This window comes from Paenibacillus sp. JNUCC 34 (assembly GCF_058269055.1).
The window spans coordinates 3,909,820-3,932,846 of the sequence record NZ_CM177770.1 but is presented as its reverse complement, the minus strand read 5'-3'; the positions used below and the strand labels follow the sequence as shown (position 1 = coordinate 3,932,846).

Below are 23,027 nucleotides of genomic sequence, written 5' to 3'. Positions count from 1 at the left end.
TTGAGTAAGTTATGGGGAGGGGAGAATCGCACTTTGATGGATGTGATATAGTACATGCTTGTTTAATGGACTGTCTTTCTCAACCTTCGGGTGACTGAACGTTTTAATAAATCGCATACCGATTTTTGTCATTACGTTTTTCGAAGGCTCATTAATATCGGCTGTAAAACTGTAAATATCGCGAAGGCCCAATTCGTTATATCCGTATTGCAAGCAGGCTGCAGCACCCTCCGTTGCATATCCTTTTCCCCAAGCTTCTTTTTTTAATCGCCAGCCAATTTCTATCAAATTCACCGAGAGGACGCCCTCTTCAAGCGCAGGAGCTAAGGGGGAGTGAATCGGGGACATCTGTGAAATGCTTGTAACAATACCTTTCAAATCACTCCACTCCCACAATCCAAACATATGTGGTAATATGAAATAGAACATACGTTTGGTTTCAAAGGGGGGGTGAATGTGTGTCAGAACCAACGTACAGAACCTATCAAATTTGGATCAAGCCCGGCCATCGGTTGTACGCGTACGCGGAGCAGATGTGTCAGGACGCCAAGAATTTGTACAATACGACGAACTTTTATATCCGCCAAGTGTTTACGGCACTCAGGCAGGACAAGCCTCTTCAACCCTTGCAACAACAAGTCATGGACACGTTACTGACGAACATCGGATTGATGAACGTACGCCAACTTGAAGCCCATCAGGCGAGACTTCAGAAGCAGCTTCTGAAACCAGCCGACCAGCGGAAGGATTCCCGCTGCCACCTGTTCGAATTGCCGACGAAGGCGTCTCCTTATGTGGATTATCCCTTTCTCGATTGTCTGTTCAAGGCGATGGAACAAGCGGATTACCGGGCGCTCCCTGCACAATGCAGTCAGTGGGTTATGAAGCGTGTATTTTCCAATTGGCAATCTTTCTTCGCCAGCATCACGGATTATCGCGTGCGACCTGACAAATACGCCGGAAGACCGCATATTCCCGGCTACGCCCGCACCAAGGCCAAGGAAGTCGTTTTCACCAATCAGGATTGTGAGATCAAGGATCGCAAGTACCTCAAACTCCCAAAGACGAAACAGCGGCTCAATATCGGCAAGCTCGGCTATACAGAGGGAGATTTGAAGCAGGTACGCATCGTTCCGAAATACGGGCAATATGTCGTGGAACTGGTATTCGCTTGCGCAGTAGAAGCGACGGATGTCGTGAAAGAGAATGCGCTGGCGATTGATTTGGGCATTGATCAGCTTGCAACCATCGTCACAAATACGGACCATCGACCGGTATGCGTGAAGGGCAAGCCGATGAAAGCAATCAATCAGTATTACAACAAGTTGAAGGCACATTATACTGGGATTCTCCGCCAAGGCAAACAACCGCAGGAAGGTGCATTTTCATCCAAGCGACTAAATCGGCTACATCTGAAGCGTCATCGGAGGATTAAGGACTTGTTTCACAAGACGAGTCATTATATTGTCAGACTAGCTGCCGAGCAGAAGATCGGGACAATCGTCATCGGATACAATCAGGGATGGAAGGTGGAATCTGATATGGGGCGGAGCAACAATCAGTCGTTCTGTTACATTCCACATCAGATGCTTGTTTCGATGATCCGGTATAAAGCCGCGGCACTCGGAATCGAAGTGATTCTCACCGAAGAGGCGTATACGTCGAAGGCCAGTTTCCTGGATCACGACCCATTGCCCAAGTATGAAGAAGGAGTTACAAGGGCCTTCTCGGGCAAGCGGATTCATCGCGGGTTGTATCGAAGTCGGAAGGGCCTGATCCATGCTGATGTGAACGGAGCAGCGAATATCATGCGTAAAGTATTCCCAAAAGCATCCGCCAATGGGATAGCGGGGTTGGTCGGTAACCAGTCCGTCAACGTGTCAACTCCACTGATGTTAAGCATCCAGTAATAAGCAGAGATGATACATCAGAAACCCCCACTTCAATCGAAGCGTCAGCATAGGTAAGTGGTGGGAGTATTCATACACGGTGTAAAGTCGGCCTCAAATGTTGCCCTATGAAATCCTATAAATCCAATAAATTCTTTATTATCCTTCACTTCAACGGCATATAATCCAAATCCGCATTCTTTAAGCTTGGAAATAATGGATTGATAGAATATTTGGGTTAAATTTCAATCTCGCGGTTTCCAGATAGATCATGGTTCATCCTCCAAACGAAGTATATTATACGCTTTATCATACTACCAACGGCATGATCAAGAACAGAAATAACGCAAGATTTATGATGGAGCTTATCGCAATTTCATAGCTGAAGGAAAAATAATAAACGTCTGCGCTTTGGTCATTCATTGGCATATAATTGTATATTCCCGTAAATGGCGAGATAGAGAGAGTTGAAACGACAGTAGACAACAATTTCATGAAAGGTCTGTTATACAACGGTCTCCTCACGTATCCAACCTCCAATTATTGAGAATAAAGCATAATAAATCTAATTATAGTATGTCATTTGTGAAACCGCTCACTATTTTTTGATGTGTCGCAATTTTATATAATATTTGTCGTATAGTTCTACTAAAAAAATGATTCAAGATGTGTTACTTTTATAAGTGGATGTCAGGATATTATATATTGGGAGGTATGACCAATTGAGCATTAAAATCGGCAAGATCAGCTACTGGCATGTTCACGCCTGGGATTATACGAAACAGGCTCAGGAGCATGACGATACGGAGATAGCAGCAGTCTGGGATGAGGATCCGGTACGCGGAAAAAAAGCCGCCGATCAGCTTCAAGTTCCATTTTATGAAAATCTAGATGACATGCTTGCTCAAAAGGATCTCGATGCGGTCATTGTGGATGCCCCTACGAATATGCACCGCGATGTTATGCTTGCAGTTGCCAAGGCGGGAAAACACATCTTTACCGAAAAGGTGATTGCTCCGACATTAACGGAAGTGAATGAAATTGTGTCCGAGGTTGAGAAGCAAGGCGTGAAATTGACTGTTTCTTTACCTCGTTTAAATGATGGATATACGCTGGCTGTTCAGGACATTTTGAACCAGGATATGCTTGGAAAGATTACTTACGTCAGAGTCCGTTTGTCCCATAACGGGGCTTTAGCTGGCTGGCTTCCTGAACATTTTTATAGTCTGGAACAATGCTTTGGTGGTGCGCTGATTGATCTTGGCTGTCATCCGATGTATTTAACCCGGTTGTTTTTGGGAGAAGAGGTAACTGGAGTGAGCGCTAATTTCGGTTATGTGACAGGCAAAGAGGTAGAGGATAATGCAGCGGCAACATTGCATACAGCATCTGGTGCAATCGGTGTGGTGGAAGCGGGTTTTGTGAACAGTCACTCCCCATTTACAATCGAGGTTCACGGTACTGAGGGTACTTTGCTGTACGGAACACCGGAAGAGAAGCTCCTGCTGAAAACGAACCGCTCCGGAGAAGGCAACCCGGTCTGGACAGAAGTGCCTGTTCGCGATAATCGTGAAAGCGCGTTCCATCAGTGGGTTGGTCACATTCAGAATGGTACAACAGCTGATGACAATATTAACATGGCTATAGAACTTACCCGTTTGATGGAAGCCGCTAACCTTTCTAATAAAGAAGGCCGTGTTGTCCGGCTGGAAGAGTTAAAATCTTAAGTTTATGGATGATTTAAAGCGTGGAACCACTTTTCCTTACGGGGTAATGTTTGAGAAGCAGGATATGCTCGAAAGGCTGGACATTCGGATCGCGTGGGGCCATTACGAAATTCATGTTTTGAGATTTCATCTGACCACGTTTTCCCCGGGAAAAGTGATAGATTTTCATAATCATGCTGAATTTGAGTTTCATTTTATCCCGAGAGGTAAGGGGCGGGTGATTCTCGAGGAGCAGGCTTACTCTTTATCGGAGGGGATGTTCTATTTAACGGGCCCTGGCGTCATGCATTATCAGGAGGCGGATATCCATGAAGCTATGGATGAGCTTTGTCTGCATGTCGATATTACGGAGAAACTAAGGATAGATGTTGACCCCTGGGAGGCTGCTGAGGCTGAGGAGTGTATCGAGAAGTTGAGAAAGTTACCGCTCATACCAGCCTATGATTCCCATAAAGCGATGAATTGTTTTCTCGAAGCCTATCATGTGTGTGACGGTAAGTTTGCAGGATATTACACATCGATTAAACAATTGGTCATTAGTATTTTAATGAAGGCCGCAAGAGCTTACGATTCAGATGGAATTCGAGCAGAGGCGCCGGTTCGGGATATGCTTTCTTATCGGTATCAATATGCCATTCATTATATGGAGGCAAATTATCCGGCAAGCCTTACGCTGGAAAATGTGGCTGAGAAACTGAATATCAGCCCAAGGCAGCTGCAAAGGGTTTTTAAGCAGATGAACCCGAAAAGCTCCTTTAGTAAGGCGCTGGAAGATATCCGATTGGAAGCGGTATGCCGCAGGCTGAAAGAAAGCTCGATGCCGATTGAACAAATTGCCCAGTCTGAAGGCTTTGCGAATGCTACCTATTTACATGCGGTGTTCCGCAAGCGTTTGGGCATGACGCCAGGAGCATACCGCAAGGCAAAAACAAAAATAATGAAAAGTGATGGTGATTAGGATGAGTAAAGTATATCGTGTAGGTATTATCGGATGTGGCGGAATTGCGAACGGCAAGCATTTGCCGAGTTTAAGCAAGCTGAACAGTGTTGAACTTGTTGCGTTTTGTGATATCGTTCAAAGCCGTGCAGAAGAAGCAGCTTCAAAATATGGTATCGACGAGGCAAAGATTTACACGGATTATCAAGAACTGTTACAGGACGGCACGATTGATATTATTCATGTTCTTACGCCAAACGAGTCCCATGCAGAAATTTCTATTGCTTCCCTTGAAGCAGGCAAACATGTTATGTGTGAAAAGCCGATGGCAAAGACCGCTGCGGAAGCACGTAGCATGGTTGAAGCAGCAAAGAGAACGGGTAAGAAGCTGACGATCGGTTACAACAACCGCTTCAGAGAAGACAGCTTGTATCTGAAACAGCTGTGTGAAGATGGAGAGCTTGGTCATGTTTATTTTGCAAAAGCGCATGCGATCCGGAGAAGAGCGGTACCTACCTGGGGTGTATTCCTGGATGAAGAAAAGCAAGGCGGAGGCCCGTTGATCGATATCGGTACCCACGCGCTGGATCTTACCTTGTGGATGATGGACAACTACAAGCCGAAAGTAGTTTTGGGAACGAAGTATCACGAGCTTGCGAAAAAAGAGAATGCCGCGAATGCTTGGGGACCATGGGATCCGGAGAAGTTCACGGTAGAGGATTCAGCTTTTGGTATGATCGTTATGGAGAATGGAGCTACGGTTATGCTAGAATCTAGCTGGGCACTGAACTCTCTTGAAGTGGATGAGGCGAAGTGCAGCTTGAGTGGTACAGAGGCAGGTGCGGATATGAAAGAGGGCCTACGTATTAACGGTGAGAAATTCAGCCGCTTATACACCAACAATATTGATTTAGGGTCTGGCGGGGTCGCTTTTTATGAAGGTCGTGAAGAAAGTGCGCCGGATATTGAGATGAGAAAATGGATTGAAGCGATTGACAAGGATCTGGAACCGGTTGTAACTCCTGAACAGGCATGTGTCGTTTCTGAAATTTTGGAAGCCCTGTATGAATCGGCCCGTACCGGAAAAGCCGTTTATATGAATGAAAACAAATAATAAAGATAACGTTTATCTGTACAATATATTATAATTTATGAAGACACATGTTAATTGCTGAAGATCAAAGGAGCTGTGAATTCATGACTACTACTAAACACGCTATCGTCATCGTAGGGTATGGAGGTATGGGAAGTTACCATGCCAAGCTGATCAAGGATAACAATTATCTTGAAGTTACAGGAACGTACGACATTTTGCAAAATCGTCGGACAGCATCTATTGAAGCAGGTTACCCTGCTTATGAAAGCTATGAAGAGGTACTGAGCGACTCTTCCGTTGATGTTATCCTCATCGCTACGCCTAATGATGTGCACAAAGAATTGGCACTACAAGCATTTAAAGCCGGCAAACATGTCATCTGCGAGAAGCCGGTTACCCTTTCCGTTCAAGACTTTAAGGAGATGGTTGCTGCTGCTGATGAAGCAGGCCGAGTGCTGATGGTTCACCAAAACCGCCGTTGGGATGAAGATTTCCTGACGATTAAGCAAATGTACAACGAAAAAACAATTGGAGACCTGTTCCGTATTGAATCAAGAGTTCACGGGGCTAACGGTATTCCAGGAGACTGGCGCCATCTCGAGCAACATGGCGGCGGCATGCTCCTCGACTGGGGCGTTCATCTGCTGGACCAAGTCCTCTTTATGGTGGACAGCCGAATTACCAGCCTGAGCAGCCGCTTGAGCTTTATTCTTGGCGATGAAGTTGATGACGGCTTTGAAGCTGTTCTCCAATTCGAAAACGGAGTATCTGCCGTTATCGAGGTCGGAACGACCAATTTCATTACGCTGCCACGCTGGTATGTCAAAGGAACTGAAGGAACAGGTGTTATTGAGGACTGGTCATTAAATGGCAGAGTGGTTTCAAGAAATCAGGATGCCGTTAAAGTGGAACCTACTCCGATTCAAGCTGGGGTGGGCCTGACCAAAACGATGGCCCCTCCTTCGGAAGAAGCTACCATCACAGGTACGCTTCCTGAACCGTTCCGTAATTCCAGCAGCTTTTTCGACAACTTTGCGGCTGTCATTGAAGGAAAGAGTGAGCCGATTGTGAAGAACGAGGAAGTGCTGCGTGTACTGAACCTGATCGATGCTGTATTTGAGTCAGGCAGAACGGGAGAAACCTTGAAGGATTTTGATATTTACCCTGCGTAAGAAATTCCTAGATTAGATATTATTAATGAAATAAGTCAGTAACACATAGAAGATCAGTTATACTTTAGAGCGACTCTAAAGCTATAGCTGATCTTTTGTTTTCGCTCTTTTTGTTAACATGAATCAATATCCTGCAATCATTTAATATAGCCATTATACATAGAAACAATTTTTCGAAAAAAGACCGCCTGATCCACATGAAGCCATGACGTGGCAGGCGATCTCTTATATGATTCCGTTTACAGCTGATCTGATGTTAAATCCAGCCAGTTCATTTCTTCACGCGACAGTTTTAGGAGTGCTCCCTCTTGACAGGAGGTAAGCTCTTCGGTACTTTGTGCACCGATTAGTGCACAGGTCGGGAACGGTTGATTCAGCACGTAGGCGAGTGCAATCTGTATTGCGCTCACGTTTTTGGATGCGCCAAGCTGTTTTGCCCGCTCCAGCCGCTCCCAATTGTCATCACTATAGAACACCCGAACAAGGTCTGCATTATCACGGATTTCCGGTGAGAAACGACCTGTGAAGAAGCCTCTCGCCTGAGAAGACCATGACAGCAGCGGAAGCTGTTCCGCTTCATGCCAAGCACAGGTTTCTTCATCCGCGGAAACGCACCCTGCCCAGAACGGTTCATTGGCCTTAGCTAGACTCAAGTTCGGACTGCTGAAGGAGAAGCCTGTCAAGCCATTCGCGGCGGCATATTCGTTTGCCGCCTGAATTCGCTGCCAGGTCCAGTTGGAAACTCCAATGGCTCCGACGGTTCCATCAGTTATATATTCATTCAATGCTTCTACAACTTCTCCAACTGGCACTGCAGGGTCATCCCGGTGCAAAGCGTACAAGTCGATAAAATCGGTCTGTAATTTTTCCAGACTCATCGTAATGTCGCTTCGGATGTCCTGTTTGTTCACACGGGGGCCGTTCTGATCATGGTGAGCACCTTTTGTCAAAATGACCCACTGGTCCCGATTGCCCCTCTCCTGCATATAACGCCCGATCACTTCCTCGCTTTGTCCTCCGCAATAGATGTGGGCCGTGTCAATGGAATTGCCGCCGATGGAAAAATAAGCATCCAGATTGGCAGCGGCTTTCTCATAATTGTCGTGATAGAAGTAATCAGATCCCTTCATCAGGACAGATACAGGTTTGTTTAATCCTTTAATGGAGATGGTTTTCATAACTGCTTAACCTCCTTCAATCCAGCTAAAGTGTAACTCTTATTCGTTCGCGGGCAGACAGCAAGCAAGCATCAATTACTTTCATATTGCTGATCGCGTCTTCTGTTCCAAATCGGAGTGGTGCGTTGTTCAAGATAACATCTGCCAGATGATCTCCTTGCTCACTGTAAGCGTTTGCTTCAGTGACCGTTATTAGCTGACGTTCACCGTTTTTGTTCAGGTAAAAATGGTCACCACCTGAGGGTATGGTGTAGGCGTGAGGAACTTCGATGCTTCCTTCCGTTCCGAGGACTTCAAGCGGGTTTCGGAACGCTGCCCACATGCCGCAATCAAACGTTAGTGACACAGCATTGCTAAATTCGATCAGTCCGGAGGCCATCATGTCGACATCATCATGCTCTGGAGAGAAGAACGCTTGAACGGTAACAGCTTCAGGTTCTTGATCCAACAGAAGACGAGCAGCATGAATTGGGTAACAGCCGACATCGTAGATTGAACCGCCTCCCCAATCTTTTTGATAGCGAACATTTTGAGTGTCCGCCGCATTGTTGAATGTAAATGAGCTGTGTATGGCGCGAATCTGGCCAATAGAGCCTGAATTTAGCAGGTCCTTGATCATGTCATAACGTGGATGATACCGATACATAAAAGCTTCGGACAGGATAACGCCAGCTTTTGCCGCCGCTTCCGCCATTTCAGCTGCTTCACTCGCCGTTAAAGCAAGCGGCTTCTCGCATAGAATATGCTTGCCTGCTTCCGCGGCCCGAATGCTCCATTCTTTATGCAGATGGTTAGGAAGCGGTATGTAGACAGCATCGATATCAGGGTCCTCCAGCAGAGCTTCGTAGCTGCCGTATGCTTTTGGAATATTGAATTCTTCTGCTGTAGATTTGGATTTGTCTATATCGCGGCTGGCGATGGCGGATACTTCATTGAACTTGGATTGCTGTAGACCTGGAATGACCGCCCGTTTCGCGATGCTGGCGCAGCCCAGTATACCCCATTTAAGTTTGCGACTCATATGAATGATCAGCTCCTAAATGTAATTAATATTATATTGTGATTATATGAGACCGATTCTAAAATTAATATAGTATTATTTTGTGAGTATATATAACAATATTGTCATGGAGATGCTGTATGAAAAGACAAATTCACCTGCTTACCCTTCCACAAATGCCTTTTTTCTGTTTTCCGGAATCGGTTGGTGTCTATCGGGATGAGCCAGATCACTATGTTTTTCGAAAAGCCGGGGCATTGAACAATTTCAATATTCACTATGTCGCTTCTGGCAAAGGGTACGTTGAGATCGATAACCAAGTGTATGAGCTTGGACCGGGAGAAGCGGTATTATATTTACCGATGCAAATTCAGCATTACTACAGCAGTGAAGATGATCCTTGGGACGTTCGCTGGGTGCATTTTTATGGAAGCGGTCTGCAAAATTATTTCATTGAGCGAAACTTTCACAAAAGCCAATTGTGGAGTATTCGCCAGCAATCCGCTTTTGAACTTGCCCATGAAGCACTGCTTCGCGAGGCTGAAACAAACCGTATGTTGGATTTGACGCATCTATCGACACTTACCTATGCTTTACTTGCCGTATTCGTTCAGCAGGCCTCACCGTTATCACGGAGTAAACTGCATACGTCTGGCAAACGTATTTTGGAGCTGCTGCCCATGATGCAACAAGAGGCGGCTCAGCCATTCGTTTTGGAGGAATGGGCCGAACGGCTCGGTGTCAGTACGTACTATTTCTGTAAGTTGTTCCGGAATGTGATGGAGATGACGCCGATGGATTTCATCACTCGCTGCCGGCTTCAAATGGCGAAGCAGTGGCTGCTGGAGCGAAAGGATATTACGATCGGGCAGATTGCTGTAGATGCCGGTTATCCAAGCGTGAGTTATTTTAACAAAAGGTTTATGGAGCATGAGGGAATGACGCCATCGGAGTATAGACGGTTGTTTAAGGTGTAATCAACCTCTATCCCCATATTCAAGGCATAGCACCCGTAAGAAAGGCGAATCATCTCCTTTGCTTCCGGGTGCTTCCAGCGTAAGAACTTCCGTATCATATTTTTGTGAAAAAACATGATCTATCCTGGTCTTGTCAACCAGCAGTGGCTCTTTATGAGTTTATTGCTTGGGCTTATATTCGGTCGGAGACTGACCGGTCCAGCGGCGGAACTGTCTGGAGAAATGGCTGGCTGAACGAAAACCAAGCTTTTCGGCAATGTCTGTCATCGGCAGATTGGTCGTGACGAGAAGCTCTTTGGCAGAGTTGAGCTTTTGGCGGCTTATATATTGTCTTGGGGACAGACCATAAACTTTGGAAAAGAGTTTGCTGCATTGGCTGCGGCTTAAATTCAACTCCTTCGCTACACTGGCTACGGACGTATCCTCGTTTATGCCTTGGGACAATTTTTCTTCAATAGCATGGGCAACATCCGTTGCTGGTAGAGATCCCTCCCGGGCTGTCGGAATGTGTGGTGCAGGAAGCTCGTGCAGCAAAGTCAGGATGTCATGAATGATAAGAAGGGTATAGGACTGCAGCAGCAGCTTGTCTTCAAACCGGAAGGTTTCTGTCGTTCCAGAGCCTTCTGGAGACCGATTACGTTGAATGATTCTTTCAAGTTCGGCGACGTAGGAGCTTAGTTTTGTTCGCTCTGCTTCTTGATGAGGGATATGCCGATATGGAGCAGTGGCCAGCATAGTACGGATTTCGGGAACATCCAGATCAAAATGCACATTAAAATATCCGTACTGGGAGCCGGAAGTATTCATCGTCTGATGTCTCATACCAGCCTTGATCAGAATCCAATCTCCCGGGCGCAAAATAATGTTGTCACGGTTGACCTCCTGAATGACTTTGCCTTCAAGGCAGCATAACAGCTCGAATAAATGATGGTGATGTCTCGGATAACACCATCCGGGAGGCTGGACGTCGAAATGGCAGCCTACAACCTGCAAAGTATTGATCAAATCCATAGGCAGCTCCTTGTATATGTAATAGCTTTTCTACTGATCTGTTGCCGTATAACCATCATAACATGAGTGTAATGAGAGTAAGTGTAAGTATGGCACAAAAGGTATAGAAAATGCTCCATTTGGAGATTGAGGAAAGTGCCCCTTTCATGGATGATACAAGTATGGAAACGTTAATGTTCATTAAATTATGGAGGGGTAGCCGTGACTCAATTACAAGTGGTAAACCAACAATTTCAATGGGATGGGAAGCCGTTTCAAATCCTGTCCGGCGCAGTGCACTATTTTCGTGTAGTTCCGGAATATTGGGAAGATCGTCTCTTAAAACTGAAAGCATGCGGGTTCAATACGGTGGAAACGTATCTTCCCTGGAATTTGCATGAACCGCAGGAAGAACAATTTTGTTTTGAAGGTTTAGCAGATGTGGAAGGATTTGTCCGGATTGCTGAGAGACTGGGCCTGCATGTGATTCTGAGACCTAGTCCATATATATGTGCGGAATGGGAATTCGGAGGATTGCCGGCATGGCTTCTCCGTTATCCGAATATCAAGCTGCGGTGTATGGATGAGGTGTATCTAGAGAAGGTCGACAGATATTACGATACACTGATCCCTCGACTTGTTCCGCTGCTGAGCACGAACGGTGGTCCTGTTATTGCGGTGCAGATCGAGAATGAATATGGTAGCTACGGTAATGACCAATCCTATTTGAATTACTTGAAGGAAGGCTTGATCCGCCGAGGGGTGGACGTACTGCTGTTTACGTCCGATGGTCCGGACAACGGAATGCTGCAAGGTGGAAGTATGTCAGGTGTGCTTGCAACGGTTAACTTCGGATCAAGACCGGAAGAGGCTTTTGCAAAGTTAAGAGAATACCGCCCGGATGAACCGCTGATGTGCATGGAGTACTGGAATGGTTGGTTCGATCATTGGCTGAAGCCGCATCATACGCGTGATGCTCAAGATGCAGCCGGTGTGTTTAACAATATGCTGCAAGCGGGCGCTTCCGTTAATTTTTATATGTTCCATGGAGGAACGAATTTTGGTTTTTATAATGGAGCCAATTATCATGACAAGTATGAAGCGACCATTACGAGTTACGACTATGATTCTCCCTTATCTGAATGCGGGGATGTAACGGATAAATATGAGGCTGTGCGCAGCGTCATCGAAGGTTTTCGGGAAAATGGTGCTCTGAACCTGCCTGACTTGGTGGAACTGCCACCACCTATCCCGAAAAAGAGTTACGGTACGATCACAATGACACAGAAAGCTGACATGTTAGATCAATTGCCTCATCTGTCAGAGCCAGTGAAGAGCATAACCCCCGTTCCTATGGAAATGCTTGGACAAAGTTATGGATTCATCGTATATTCAACGCATATTTCTGGGCCACGTATTGGAGAGACTTTGCACCTTCAAGAGGTGCATGACCGGGCTCAGATTTTTCTGGACGGCGTTTATCAAGGAACGACAGAGCGGTGGAACCCGCAAAGTTTCCCACTCCATATTCCTGAAAGCGGCGCCAAACTGGATATTGTTGTTGAGAACATGGGCCGCGTGAACTACGGTCCCAAGCTCAAGGACCATAAAGGAATTACCGAAGGGGTAAGGATGAACAATCAGTTTCTGTTTGACTGGACGATTTATCCGCTGCCATTGGAAGACACATCCTCCGTTCTGTTCACGGATATGACGGTGATCGAGGAAAGAACCGAGCGACCGGGGTTCTATAAGAGCGAGTTTGATGTCGAAGATATCGCCGACACTTTCGTTCGCTTAGATGGCTGGTGCAAGGGAGTTGTTTGGATCAACGGCTTTAATCTTGGGCGTTACTGGAAGGAGGGACCACAACGGACGCTGTACCTTCCTGGCCCGCTCCTTCGAAAAGGCCGTAATGAAATTCTAATTCTTGAATTGCATCATACGGATACGGCTCAGGTTGAGCTGGTGGATAAACCGGATTTAGGTTAGCCAGAGCAGGACCGACGGCCACTTGAACATCTAGGGGAACATCATGACTTCGGACTAAAAAGGGAGTGATCCAATGGAAACAGAAATCTTAGCAAAACCTACAAAACAGCAGCTGCAATGGCAGGATATGGAGATGGGCATGTTTTGCCACTTTGGAATGAATACGTTTTGCGATCAAGAATGGGGAGAGGGCAATGATTCGCCTGAATTGTTTAATCCATCCCGCTTAGATGCAAGGCAGTGGGTCCGGACGGCAAAAGAAGCGGGATTCAAATATTTTATTTTAACCACCAAGCACCACGATGGTTTCTGTCTATGGCCGACTCGCACAACGGATTACTCGGTGAAGTCCAGCCCGTGGAGACAGGGGCAAGGGGATGTAGTTCGGGAATGTGCGGATGCCTGCATGGAGGAAGGTATCGGCTTTGGAATTTACTTGTCCCCTTGGGACCGGCATGAGCCGTGTTATGACAACAAAGAAGAGTATGACGATTTTTATGCCGAGCAGCTAACAGAGCTTCTTACACAATATGGACCGCTCGTGGAAATATGGTTTGATGGGGCGGGGTCTGAAGGACGAGAATACGATTGGCTCCGGATCATGGGACTCATAGAGCAGTATCAGCCGGATGCGTTGATCTTCAATATGGGTGCGCCGACGATTCGCTGGGTGGGGAACGAGGACGGGGTGGCTCCTTACCCTTGTTGGAATACCGCGGAGAGTGCCAGAATCAGCATGTTTACTGAGGAGTCGCTGACATGGTTGCCGGAGACGCCCCGATGGGTACCTGCTGAATGCGATGTTCCTATTCGTAAGGAGCATTGGTTCTGGCACCCTAATGATGAGCACAGTCTGCATACTCTGAATCACTTACTGGATGTGTATTACCGATCCGTTGGACATGGATGTAACTTGCTTCTTAACCTGGCACCTGATAATACGGGGTTACTGCCTGAGACGGATGTTGAACGCGTACTGGAATTCGGCAATGAATTGAGAAAGAGGTTTTCTGCCCCGCTGGCTGAAACATCAAGCACTGGAAGCATCGTGGAACTGGCGATGGAAACGGAAGAATCTATCAATCATATATTACTGATGGAGGAAATTTCTCAGGGAGAGCGAATCCGTGCTTATGTATTGGAGGCCTGGCAGCAGGATACCTGGACAGAATTGGTTCGTGGAAGCGCGATCGGTCATAAGAAAATTGACTCGTTTGACACCATTCGGACAGACCGGATCCGGTTAAGGGTGTTGGAAAGCGTTGGGGAGCCGCTCATCCGTTCTCTTAAGACATTTAATATCTAAAGAAAAAGAAACTTAATTAACTCGTATTAACTCGAATTAACTCATAAATAGGTTTTTATAACTATGCTTACTTATTTGGAAAATACTGATCGAAAAAGAGGGTCCCAGTGCGGGACTCTCTTCTTATTTTCTGTTACAACCTAATATTTAACAATCCCGTAGTGGCGCACTTTTCAACCGATTTCATGTCATACTATGGTATCAATTTTGTAATAACTATGGATAATGATGTAAAAATAAGCGTAACTTTAGCAATTTTTTTGCGTTTAATTAAACGATTAGAGCAAATTTTCTGAAAACATCTGCTTTCTCTCTCATGGTTTACAGTAGAACTCTTATCATCTTTATGCGTGGTATACGGGAGTTCGGCCATTGAATTGATGATGTGAGAAAGAGGAGAAAGTGATGCTGTTTATTCCTCTTCCGCTGCCTGAGAGAGGGACTGGTCTGGCAGAGACAAGCCTGGTACCCTGTTACATCTTTATGCCTATTATACCAATATGAAAAGTTGGTAAATCAGGTGCATGGCGCTCAGGCTCTACCGGACTTAGAATGGCCTGTATAGCTGCTGCCGAAAAAGCACGGCAAACTAAACCGTGCATATTAAGAACAAAAAGAAGGTGAGTTGATAAGGCGATGAGCAAAACAAAACGATGGATACTGTTAGGAGTATTGACCGTGACCGTTGTACTGCTCTGTGGTGCCGCCGTCATTTTTGGATTTTTTCGGCCGTCATTAAAAACTTTCGCGGATACAGACGGGACAAAATTGAAATTCAAAACAGAGGGTACAGGTTTTCTTCTATACAGTGAAAATGAAAAATGGAACGAAATGTTTGTAAAAGGCGTCAATCTGGGAGCAACGGTTCCGGGTCACTTTCCAGGCGAGCTCCCCGCAACCGAGGAGGATTATCTTCACTGGTTTAAACAAATTGATGAGATGGGAGCGAATGTAATACGACTATATACGGTACACAATCCGGTTTTTTATTCAGCAATCGTGAAATATAACCGGGATAAAGATGAGGATCCGCTTTACTTCATGCAGGGCATATGGTCCCCCGAAGAGCAGCTTATCGAACAGCAAGATGCATATGCGGACAATATTCATCAGATGTTCAAGGAGGAGATCACCAAAGCGGTAGCTGCCGTGTACGGAGATGTGACGGTGGATGCCAAGCATGGTGCTTCGAGCGGTAAATATACAACAAATGCCGGGAAATATTTGATGGCATGGCATGTAGGTACGGAGTGGGACCCTTCCATGGTTAAAAATACGAATGACAAGCATAAGGACGTCCCGCGTTATGAAGGCATGTATTTTTCGGGTACAGAAGGATCAAGTCCGTTTGAGAATTGGCTGGCCGGCCTGCTTGACCACACAGCCACCGAAGAGCAGAAATATGGCTGGCAGCATCCGATTACGTTTACGAATTGGGTTACTACAGATGTGCTTGAGCATCCGGGAGAGCCGCTGTTCGAAGAAGACATGGTGTCTGTAGATGCACGGCATATCAAGCCGGTGAATTGGGACGCAGGTTATTTTGCTTCCTATCACGTTTATCCGTATTATCCCGATTTTTTCCGGACCGACAAAAGTTTGCGGACCATTTCCGACGGAAAGGGCGGTTATAACACCTATAAAGCCTATTTGCGGAAATTAAAGGCGGAATATACGGATATGCCGATAATGATCACTGAATACGGTGTACCGTCTTCCATGGGTATTTCCCATCACGGTCCAGGCGGCCGAGATCAGGGTGGACATGATGAACAGGAGCAGGGAGAGATCAATGTTTCTTTGACCCAAGATATTTATGACGAAGGGTATTCAGGAGCCATCCTTTTTATGTGGCAGGACGAATGGTTCAAGAAGACTTGGAATACGATGCCGTTTGAAATCCCTGCAGATAGGCGGGCTTACTGGCTGAATGTGCTGACAAACGAAAAGATGTTCGGTGTTCTTACTATGCTGCCCGGTAAGGAGGAGCTGCTGACCATAGACGGAAATCTGTCAGATTGGGACAAGTTGCCGGAAGGAGAGGTAAAACGCTGGGAGGGTAAGGCTTTAGGTGTGAAAGCAATGCAGCTGACTCATGATGAAGCTTATCTATACATTGGTATGGAGCTTGATCAGGAATTTGATCCGAAGAGATCTAAACTTTACATCGGTGCGGATACGATAGAAGGCGGCGAGCAACCGCTGAAAGAATTGGCAGGCCGAACATTGGAAGGCGATGGTCTGGAGACGCTTATTGAGCTGGGAAAAGACAGTGAATCACAGGTTAAGATCGCCCCTTCCTATGACTTCCACAAACGCCTCTATGGCAAGGACGGATACTGGATGCTTCCTGAGGACGAAGAGAAGGGAGACCAAGCAGCTAATCGGGATGGAAATCCTGCTCCGTTTAACTCCTGGAAGCTGGGTATTAGCCTCATGATGAACCCGCCGGATACGCGCTTTGCGCATCCGTTTGTGGATGAGACGGTCGGATTTCTAAAGCGTGGCTCCACGAATCCCGAAGCGCAGGATTTCAGCTCGCTTGCCACTTGGCAGTATAAAGGCAACGTCGTTGAAATGCGTATTCCATGGATGCTGCTCGGCTTTGCAGATCCAAGTTCTCTACAGGTTATAGACTATAGCCCGCTTGAGGATCGAAGAACATTCAAAACGGTGACAACCGAAGGTATTCGTCTGGTACCGTGGATTGCAGACCGGACGGAAGCTGGTCATGTAGACAATGACAGTAGAGCTTCAAAAGAATCAGCGGCTGAAGATGAAGTGATTAATCTGCAGAGCATCGTTCCGTATACATGGGAACCGTGGGAAACGGTCAAGTACAGCGAACGTTTGAAGAAGAGCTATTATGCGATGAAGGAGTTTTTTACCGGAGTGTCTGATATCCGGGCCAGCAAATAGTTAACAAAAAAGGAGGAACCATCGGATATGTTTTCAAATTTAGCCTTGGCTTATATGTTCATTTATGTTTGTCTGGGCCTGATCGCACTCGGCATAATCCTGTTGTTCCATATGAAAATAAAGCATAATGCCGAACAAAAGCAGTCAGAGTTATACCGAGAGAAACACCGTGATTATTTCATGTACGTGCAGGCTCATCTGCATGATGATGTTTCGCTTGAGCTTCCGCCAGGCAACCTTAAAGCGCTGGAACGCCGGGTTATTCAAGATAAATTAATGGAATGGATCGAGCAGTTCAAGGGAGAAGCCCAGACCAAGTTGATCGAATTGTGCAAAGAGGCCGGTTTTGTTGAACTTGAAATCCGTGCACTTGGAAGCTTCCGTTACGGTCGACGTATTGAGGCGGCTTACCGTCTGGGTGGCATGAGGGCTGAGGAGGCGGTTCCAGCGCTCGAAGTGCTGCTGGACCGAACCAAGTATGGTCCGTCGACCATTATTATTTCCCGGGCTATTGCCAAGAGTGCAGAGCGGCCAGATCAAATCCGCGCTATGCTGTCAAAGCTTTTATCTTATGAGAAGCCGATTCACCATATGGCCGCCGATATTTTGCTCGAAACCCGTTTGGATTCAGCTGGTCTGATGCGCAAGCTATTGGATGATCCGAATCCAGGTCTGGTTAAAGTAGCTCTGGTTGCCATGTGGGGACAGGCTGTGCCCGCAGTCGTTCCCGCACTCGACCGACTGGTCGGCTCCGAGCAGAAGGATGTTCGTGCTGAGGCGGTTAAACTGTATCTAGGCTCAAATCCGGTGTTGAAGGACGAGACGATCGCCCAGCTTATGAATGACGGTGAATGGGAGGTGCGCGCGGCAGCCGCCAAAGCACTCGGTCCGCTTCATGCGGCAGGCAGCATACCGCTTTTGTCCGCTGCGCTTCAGGATGAGAGCTGGCATGTCCGGAATAATAGTGCGGAAAGTTTGTCGTTATTAGGAGAGCAAGGCTTTGAGGTACTGTGCCAAGCTGCGTTAACCAGGACCGGGGTGGTGCGGGAAACGGCACTCAACCGGATTGAACGGATTATGGTGAAAGAAAGCGATCACGAGGCGGTCGAGCAAATGGTTGCATTTAACAAAAAAAAGCTGCTTTACGAAAGTTATTTCGGTGTTCAGCCGAACAAGCGGACCGTACAAGTGGCACGAGTAGGAGGGGATTACACTGCTTAGAGACATCCTGCTCACATACGGTATGGTAGCGATTTATTATGTCATGATCGTCAATGTGCTCTATTTTGCAATATTATTATTTTCTTTCATGAATATCGGAAGTATTTTCAGGCGGGCATCGTTTTCCAAATACAATACGCTGTCGGGCTCGGAGCTGGTTCCAGCGGTATCCTTACTCGTTCCGTCCTACAATGAGGAACTGACTATTATTGAGAACGTCCGCTGTCTTATGACACTTAACTATCCGACGTATGAGGTCATTGTGATTAACGACGGGTCTTCCGACGAAACACTGGATGTACTTATCAAGGAATATGGCCTTCAACATGTCTCGAATCCTGAGTTTCGAGGGACGATTAATACGAAAAAGGTCCGAGGCGTTTACTATAACGAGCAGTATCCACATCTGTTCGTTATCGATAAGGAAAATGGGGGTAAAGCGGACTCGCTGAATGCGGGCATTAATATGTCCCGTTACCCTCTTATTTCCTCCATTGATGCTGACTCTTTGCTGGAGAAGGATGCGCTAATCCGTATGGCACGGATGTATATGGAAAATCCGGAGGAAACTGTCGCTGTTGGCGGGGATGTACGCATTGCCAATGGTTGTGTCATCGAGAATGGAGCGGTTAAGAACGTTTCGCTGCCGCGCCGGATGTGGCCGATGTTCCAATCTATTGAGTATTTGAAGGCGTTCCTTGGCGGGCGGATTGGATGGAGTCATATTAACGGACTTATTATTGTTTCCGGAGCTTTCGGTCTGTTCCGTAAGGATTATGTCATTGCCGTTGGCGGATACCGCGGTGGATATCCCGGAGAGGACATGAACATTATTATCAAGCTGCACCGCTATATGCTGGAGAACAAAATCCGTTACCGGATCGCATTTTGTCCCGAGGCGGTCTGTTGGACGCAGGCACCGGACAGCTATCATATTTTGTCCAACCAGCGAAAGCGCTGGGGCCGGGGGAATCTGAAGAACATGATCGAGAACCGGGACATGGTATTCAACCCGAAGTACAAGACGATGGGCTTGATGACGATGCCTTACAACGTCATTTTTGAAGCTTTAAACCCTTATCTCAGAATCACGGGCCTGCTGGCTCTGATAGGATATGTTTTGCTGGATATGACCCATTGGCAGATTCTTGTGGTGTTCGGATTGGTGAATCTTTTGAGTGGATATCTGCTCAGTGTAGGTGCGCTTATCTTGGAAGAAATCGCCTTCCGTCGATACAAAAAGCTGTCTGATCTTGTAAAAATGCTCCTCTTCTCGGCGCTCAAGTTTGTCGGATATCACCAACTTGGCGTGTTGTGGAGAGTGCAAGGACATATTCAATACCTTCAGAACAACAATACCTGGGGAACGATGACCCGGCAGAGCTGGAAAGATGAGAAAGAGACCGCCTGACTTCCGGGCCCGTTTGATTTAATCATAATTCATGAAAAGTGAGAAAGGTGGATTTGATCATGTCTCAGACTGCAACAATGCAAAAAGAGCAAGGTACGGATCTGTACAGTATTTTGGAGAAAAAAGTACGGAAATACCCGAGTGGGACGTGCGCCCTCCTATTCTTATACTGCGCTGGTGAATCACCTGGTCTTGAAGATCAGGTGAAAGGTTTCTTTAATCCGCTGTCCGGATTACAAGGTGAGGTTTGGAAGGATCCTGTCACGAAGATGCTGGCAGTCATCCTGCCGGGGACAACGCTGGATGTAGCCCATTACCAGGCGCTGCTTCTCAAGCAGCTTTTGCTGGAGACGAACGAGAATTATGATCCTCGGATTACACTCGCGGCTATATCCGCTGCTCCTTCGCAGCAGATGCTGAAGCAAATGGCGGAGTCCGCTCGACTCAGCACCTCTTCCGACATTCAGATTTTTACAGAAGATGAGGCAGGTACGGATACGAACCGGATTCTTATTGTGGATAATGACGCGACGGTGCGTGAATTTTTGCAAATCCGTCTGGCTATGCAGGGCTACGAGACCTTGGAAGCGGTCGATGGTCTGGAGGCACTGGAGCTTATCCCGAAATGGGAGCCTGACTTGGTACTGACGGAGCTAAATCTGTATGGCATTGACGGTCTTCCTTTCATTCATCATATTCAGCAGCTTGATGTGAAGGCACCGCCGAAAATTGTCGTGCTGACCGAGAAGCGTGTGGAGCAGACGATCAGCCAATGCTTCCAGAACGGGGTGGATGATTATGTGACCAAGCCGTTCTCACCGGTAGAGCTGGATGCCCGTATCCGCCGATGCCTTTACTAAACAATTAAAATAGCACGTTTTTGGAGCTTCTTAAGACAATACACCGATGGAGGTCGATGTTCGTGAATGAGGAATATGAAACTTTGTTAAACGCGATTGAAAGTAAGAAAGCTGTCCTGGGGGTCGTAGGACTTGGTTATGTAGGTCTTCCATTGGCTGTGGAAATGGTTAAGCAGGGCTTTACGGTAGTAGGTATCGATCTTGACCCTGACAAAATTGACCGGATTTATCGGGGAGATTCCTATATTTCCGATATTTCGTCCGAAGAATTGGCTGCTTGCATGCAGACAGGCCGATTCAAACCTACAACGGATTACAGCATGATTGCTGTCATTGATGCGATCAGCATCTGTGTGCCGACTCCTCTGAGCGAGAATCAGGACCCGGACACTTCATATATTACTATGGTAGTAGAGCAGCTCAAGCGTTTCATGAAGCCGCGGCTGCTCATAACGCTGGAGAGCACAACGTATCCGGGTACAACGGAGGAATTGATTCAGTCGGAGATTGAAGCTCTTGGTTATACGGCCGGTAAAGACTTTTTCCTTTGTTTCTCCCCGGAGCGTGTCGATCCGTCGAATAGCCGCTTTAACACCCGGAACACACCTAAGGTGATTGGCGGAACAACGGAAGCATGTCTGAAGCTGGGAGCAGCCCTGTACAAAGAATACGTGGATATGGTTGTGCCCGTCAGCTCGCCAAAGGTTGCCGAAATGTCTAAGTTGCTCGAAAATACATTCCGGAGCGTCAACATCGCTTTTGTTAACGAAATGGCGATGATGTGCGACCGTATGGGCATTGATGTTTGGGAAGTCATTGATGCTGCAGCCACGAAGCCGTTTGGATTTATGCCGTTCTACCCTGGGCCTGGCATTGGGGGGCATTGTATTCCGCTGGACCCGATGTACTTGTCCTGGAAGGCTAAGGGATTCCGTTTCTACAGCAAGTTTATCGAGCTGGCCCAGTCGACCAATGACAATATGCCTTACTATGTCATTAACAAGACGGCTACTATTCTAAATGAATATGCCAAATCTATTAAGCACTCGAATATTTTGCTGCTCGGTATGGCGTACAAGCCGGATATTAGCGATCTGCGGGAATCACCTGGGCTTGAGGTTTACGAGCAGTTCAAAGAGAACGGGGCTAATGTTGACTATTACGATCCGCATGCTCGTAGCTTCGTGGACAAAAACGGCGAAACGGTCAACAGTGTCGATTATGATATAAAAAAGTTCCGCAAGTATGACTGTATGGTGTTAATTACGAATCACAGCAGTTTCGATTACAGCTTTATCGCTTCTATGGGTGTGCCTATTCTTGACACCCGCAACGCGTTTAACACGTATGCCCAGCCGCATATATATAAAATCGGCCACTCAGTTCAGCATGTTCCGGAGCCGGGCGAAGCGATGCTGATTTAAACTGGAATGGAGGAGAGAATGAGGCGTTTACCCGCAAAAGCCAAGTTTTACATCATCGCCGCGATCATCTGTCTTTTGCTGCTCCTCTTTATTCTTCCATCAGCACCTGTGAAACAAGATAAAGCGACATGGCTGTGGGATACCGCTATCATTCGCAGTGAATCGGAAGAGATTTTGGATTTTAGCGGAAGAGAAGGAGTTACTACCATTTTTCTGCAAATTCAAGAGAGTGTACCCGAGGAAGATTACCGCCGGTTTATCCGTTCTGCACATGAGGCTAATGTTGCCGTTCATGCCTTGGGCGGGGAACCTGATTGGGCGTATACTGACCAGCGTGAAGAAGGGGCAAAATTAATGTCCTGGCTTGAAGAATATAATATGGAGTCGAAGCCAGAGGAACGCTTTCAAGGTGTTCAGCTGGATGTTGAACCCTATATCTTAAGACGCTGGGAACGTGAACAGGAGCAGGTCGTCAGGGAATGGAGCGGGAATATGGAGTCATGGGTGCAGGAAGCAAGACGCCAGGGGCTGGAGATTAGCGCTGCGGTTCCTTTTTGGCTGGATTCGATACCAGGGCCTGAAGGTTCAGGCAATTTCAGCCGCTGGATGTTGGAGCAGGCGGATGCTGTTGCGGTCATGTCTTACCGGGACGACGGGGAGAAGATGTATGAATTGTCCCGCGAAGAGCTGGAACAGGCGGACGAGCTTGGCAAATCCGTTTGGATCGGTATGGAACTGACAGATACGAAAGAAGGAGATCATCTAACTTTCCACGGCAAAAGTGAAAAGGTGATGAAGAACGAAGCGCACCGTGTGGCTGTATTAGGGACGGAACATCCGTCTTTTGCCGGTCTTGCTGTTCATCATTATCAGGCATGGAACCGAAAAACAACTGCTATAACGAACGAGAACGACAATCGATAATGGA

General features: G+C 46.8%; 18 protein-coding genes and 1 pseudogene. 14 read left to right on the top strand and 5 right to left on the bottom strand.

Annotation, left to right across the window (positions count from 1 at the left end; translation table 11 throughout):
• Nucleotides 1–9 precede the first annotated feature (9 nt).
• A complete protein-coding gene (locus AC2TF5_RS18470) occupies nt 10–378 on the bottom strand; it encodes a GNAT family N-acetyltransferase (RefSeq protein ID WP_491298632.1) in 369 nt (122 codons plus the stop codon).
• A gap of 80 nt (nt 379–458) precedes the next feature.
• On the opposite strand from AC2TF5_RS18470, the gene AC2TF5_RS18465 reads away from it, so the two are divergent.
• Complete coding sequence (locus AC2TF5_RS18465; RefSeq protein WP_491298631.1) at nt 459–1,910, top strand: RNA-guided endonuclease InsQ/TnpB family protein; 1,452 nt, start codon at nt 459–461, stop codon at nt 1,908–1,910.
• Nucleotides 1,911–1,984: 74 nt separating this feature from the next.
• Here the strand turns inward: AC2TF5_RS18465 and AC2TF5_RS18460 are convergent.
• Nucleotides 1,985–2,095, bottom strand: a pseudogene (locus AC2TF5_RS18460) (GNAT family N-acetyltransferase); the annotation flags it as partial.
• Nucleotides 2,096–2,611: 516 nt separating this feature from the next.
• Here AC2TF5_RS18460 and AC2TF5_RS18455 point away from each other — a divergent pair.
• The 4 genes from AC2TF5_RS18455 (at nt 2,612) to AC2TF5_RS18440 (ending at nt 6,821) form a co-directional block, all read left to right on the top strand.
• On the top strand, nt 2,612–3,616 hold the full coding sequence (locus tag AC2TF5_RS18455; RefSeq protein WP_491298630.1) for a Gfo/Idh/MocA family protein: 1,005 nt from the start codon (nt 2,612–2,614) through the stop codon (nt 3,614–3,616).
• Between the two features lie 4 nt (nt 3,617–3,620).
• Nucleotides 3,621–4,574 carry an AraC family transcriptional regulator gene (locus AC2TF5_RS18450; protein ID WP_208914708.1) on the top strand — a complete coding sequence of 318 codons (954 nt, stop codon included), beginning with the start codon at nt 3,621–3,623 and terminating at the stop codon, nt 4,572–4,574.
• A 1-nt stretch (nt 4,575) separates the two neighbouring features.
• The gene (locus tag AC2TF5_RS18445; RefSeq protein ID WP_491298628.1) at nt 4,576–5,667 is read left to right on the top strand and encodes a Gfo/Idh/MocA family protein; all 1,092 of its coding nucleotides are present in this window, start codon (nt 4,576–4,578) and stop codon (nt 5,665–5,667) included.
• A gap of 83 nt (nt 5,668–5,750) precedes the next feature.
• A complete protein-coding gene (locus AC2TF5_RS18440) occupies nt 5,751–6,821 on the top strand; it encodes a Gfo/Idh/MocA family protein (protein WP_491298627.1) in 1,071 nt (356 codons plus the stop codon).
• 239 nt (nt 6,822–7,060) lie between these two features.
• Here AC2TF5_RS18440 and AC2TF5_RS18435 read toward each other — a convergent pair whose 3' ends face one another.
• Nucleotides 7,061–7,999: an aldo/keto reductase gene (locus tag AC2TF5_RS18435; protein WP_491298626.1), complete on the bottom strand. Its 939-nt coding sequence runs from the start codon at nt 7,997–7,999 to the stop codon at nt 7,061–7,063.
• Between the two features lie 25 nt (nt 8,000–8,024).
• Entirely contained in the window at nt 8,025–9,020 is a 996-nt protein-coding gene (locus tag AC2TF5_RS18430) for a Gfo/Idh/MocA family protein (RefSeq protein WP_491298625.1), read from the bottom strand.
• Nucleotides 9,021–9,139: 119 nt separating this feature from the next.
• Between AC2TF5_RS18430 and AC2TF5_RS18425 the strand changes: the two genes are divergently transcribed.
• The gene (locus AC2TF5_RS18425) at nt 9,140–9,976 is read left to right on the top strand and encodes an AraC family transcriptional regulator (RefSeq protein ID WP_491298624.1); all 837 of its coding nucleotides are present in this window, start codon (nt 9,140–9,142) and stop codon (nt 9,974–9,976) included.
• A gap of 159 nt (nt 9,977–10,135) precedes the next feature.
• Here AC2TF5_RS18425 and AC2TF5_RS18420 read toward each other — a convergent pair whose 3' ends face one another.
• The gene (locus tag AC2TF5_RS18420; protein WP_491298623.1) at nt 10,136–10,987 is read right to left on the bottom strand and encodes an AraC family transcriptional regulator; all 852 of its coding nucleotides are present in this window, start codon (nt 10,985–10,987) and stop codon (nt 10,136–10,138) included.
• 201 nt (nt 10,988–11,188) lie between these two features.
• On the opposite strand from AC2TF5_RS18420, the gene AC2TF5_RS18415 reads away from it, so the two are divergent.
• From AC2TF5_RS18415 to AC2TF5_RS18380, 8 genes are all read left to right on the top strand, one after another.
• Nucleotides 11,189–12,958, top strand: a complete 1,770-nt coding sequence (locus AC2TF5_RS18415; RefSeq protein ID WP_491298622.1) for a glycoside hydrolase family 35 protein — start codon at nt 11,189–11,191, stop codon at nt 12,956–12,958.
• A 73-nt stretch (nt 12,959–13,031) separates the two neighbouring features.
• Nucleotides 13,032–14,264, top strand: coding sequence for an alpha-L-fucosidase (locus tag AC2TF5_RS18410; protein WP_491298621.1), 1,233 nt, complete (start codon nt 13,032–13,034; stop codon nt 14,262–14,264).
• Between the two features lie 636 nt (nt 14,265–14,900).
• Complete coding sequence (locus tag AC2TF5_RS18405; RefSeq protein ID WP_491298619.1) at nt 14,901–17,183, top strand: hypothetical protein; 2,283 nt, start codon at nt 14,901–14,903, stop codon at nt 17,181–17,183.
• Between the two features lie 27 nt (nt 17,184–17,210).
• Nucleotides 17,211–18,404 carry a HEAT repeat domain-containing protein gene (locus tag AC2TF5_RS18400; protein WP_491298618.1) on the top strand — a complete coding sequence of 398 codons (1,194 nt, stop codon included), beginning with the start codon at nt 17,211–17,213 and terminating at the stop codon, nt 18,402–18,404.
• A gap of 43 nt (nt 18,405–18,447) precedes the next feature.
• A complete protein-coding gene (locus tag AC2TF5_RS18395; RefSeq protein ID WP_491298617.1) occupies nt 18,448–19,815 on the top strand; it encodes a glycosyltransferase family 2 protein in 1,368 nt (455 codons plus the stop codon).
• Nucleotides 19,816–19,874: 59 nt separating this feature from the next.
• Nucleotides 19,875–20,675, top strand: coding sequence for a response regulator transcription factor (locus tag AC2TF5_RS18390; RefSeq protein ID WP_491298615.1), 801 nt, complete (start codon nt 19,875–19,877; stop codon nt 20,673–20,675).
• Nucleotides 20,676–20,737: 62 nt separating this feature from the next.
• The gene (locus AC2TF5_RS18385) at nt 20,738–22,099 is read left to right on the top strand and encodes a nucleotide sugar dehydrogenase (protein WP_491298614.1); all 1,362 of its coding nucleotides are present in this window, start codon (nt 20,738–20,740) and stop codon (nt 22,097–22,099) included.
• An 18-nt stretch (nt 22,100–22,117) separates the two neighbouring features.
• Nucleotides 22,118–23,023, top strand: a complete 906-nt coding sequence (locus tag AC2TF5_RS18380; protein WP_491298613.1) for a hypothetical protein — start codon at nt 22,118–22,120, stop codon at nt 23,021–23,023.
• Nucleotides 23,024–23,027 lie beyond the last annotated feature (4 nt).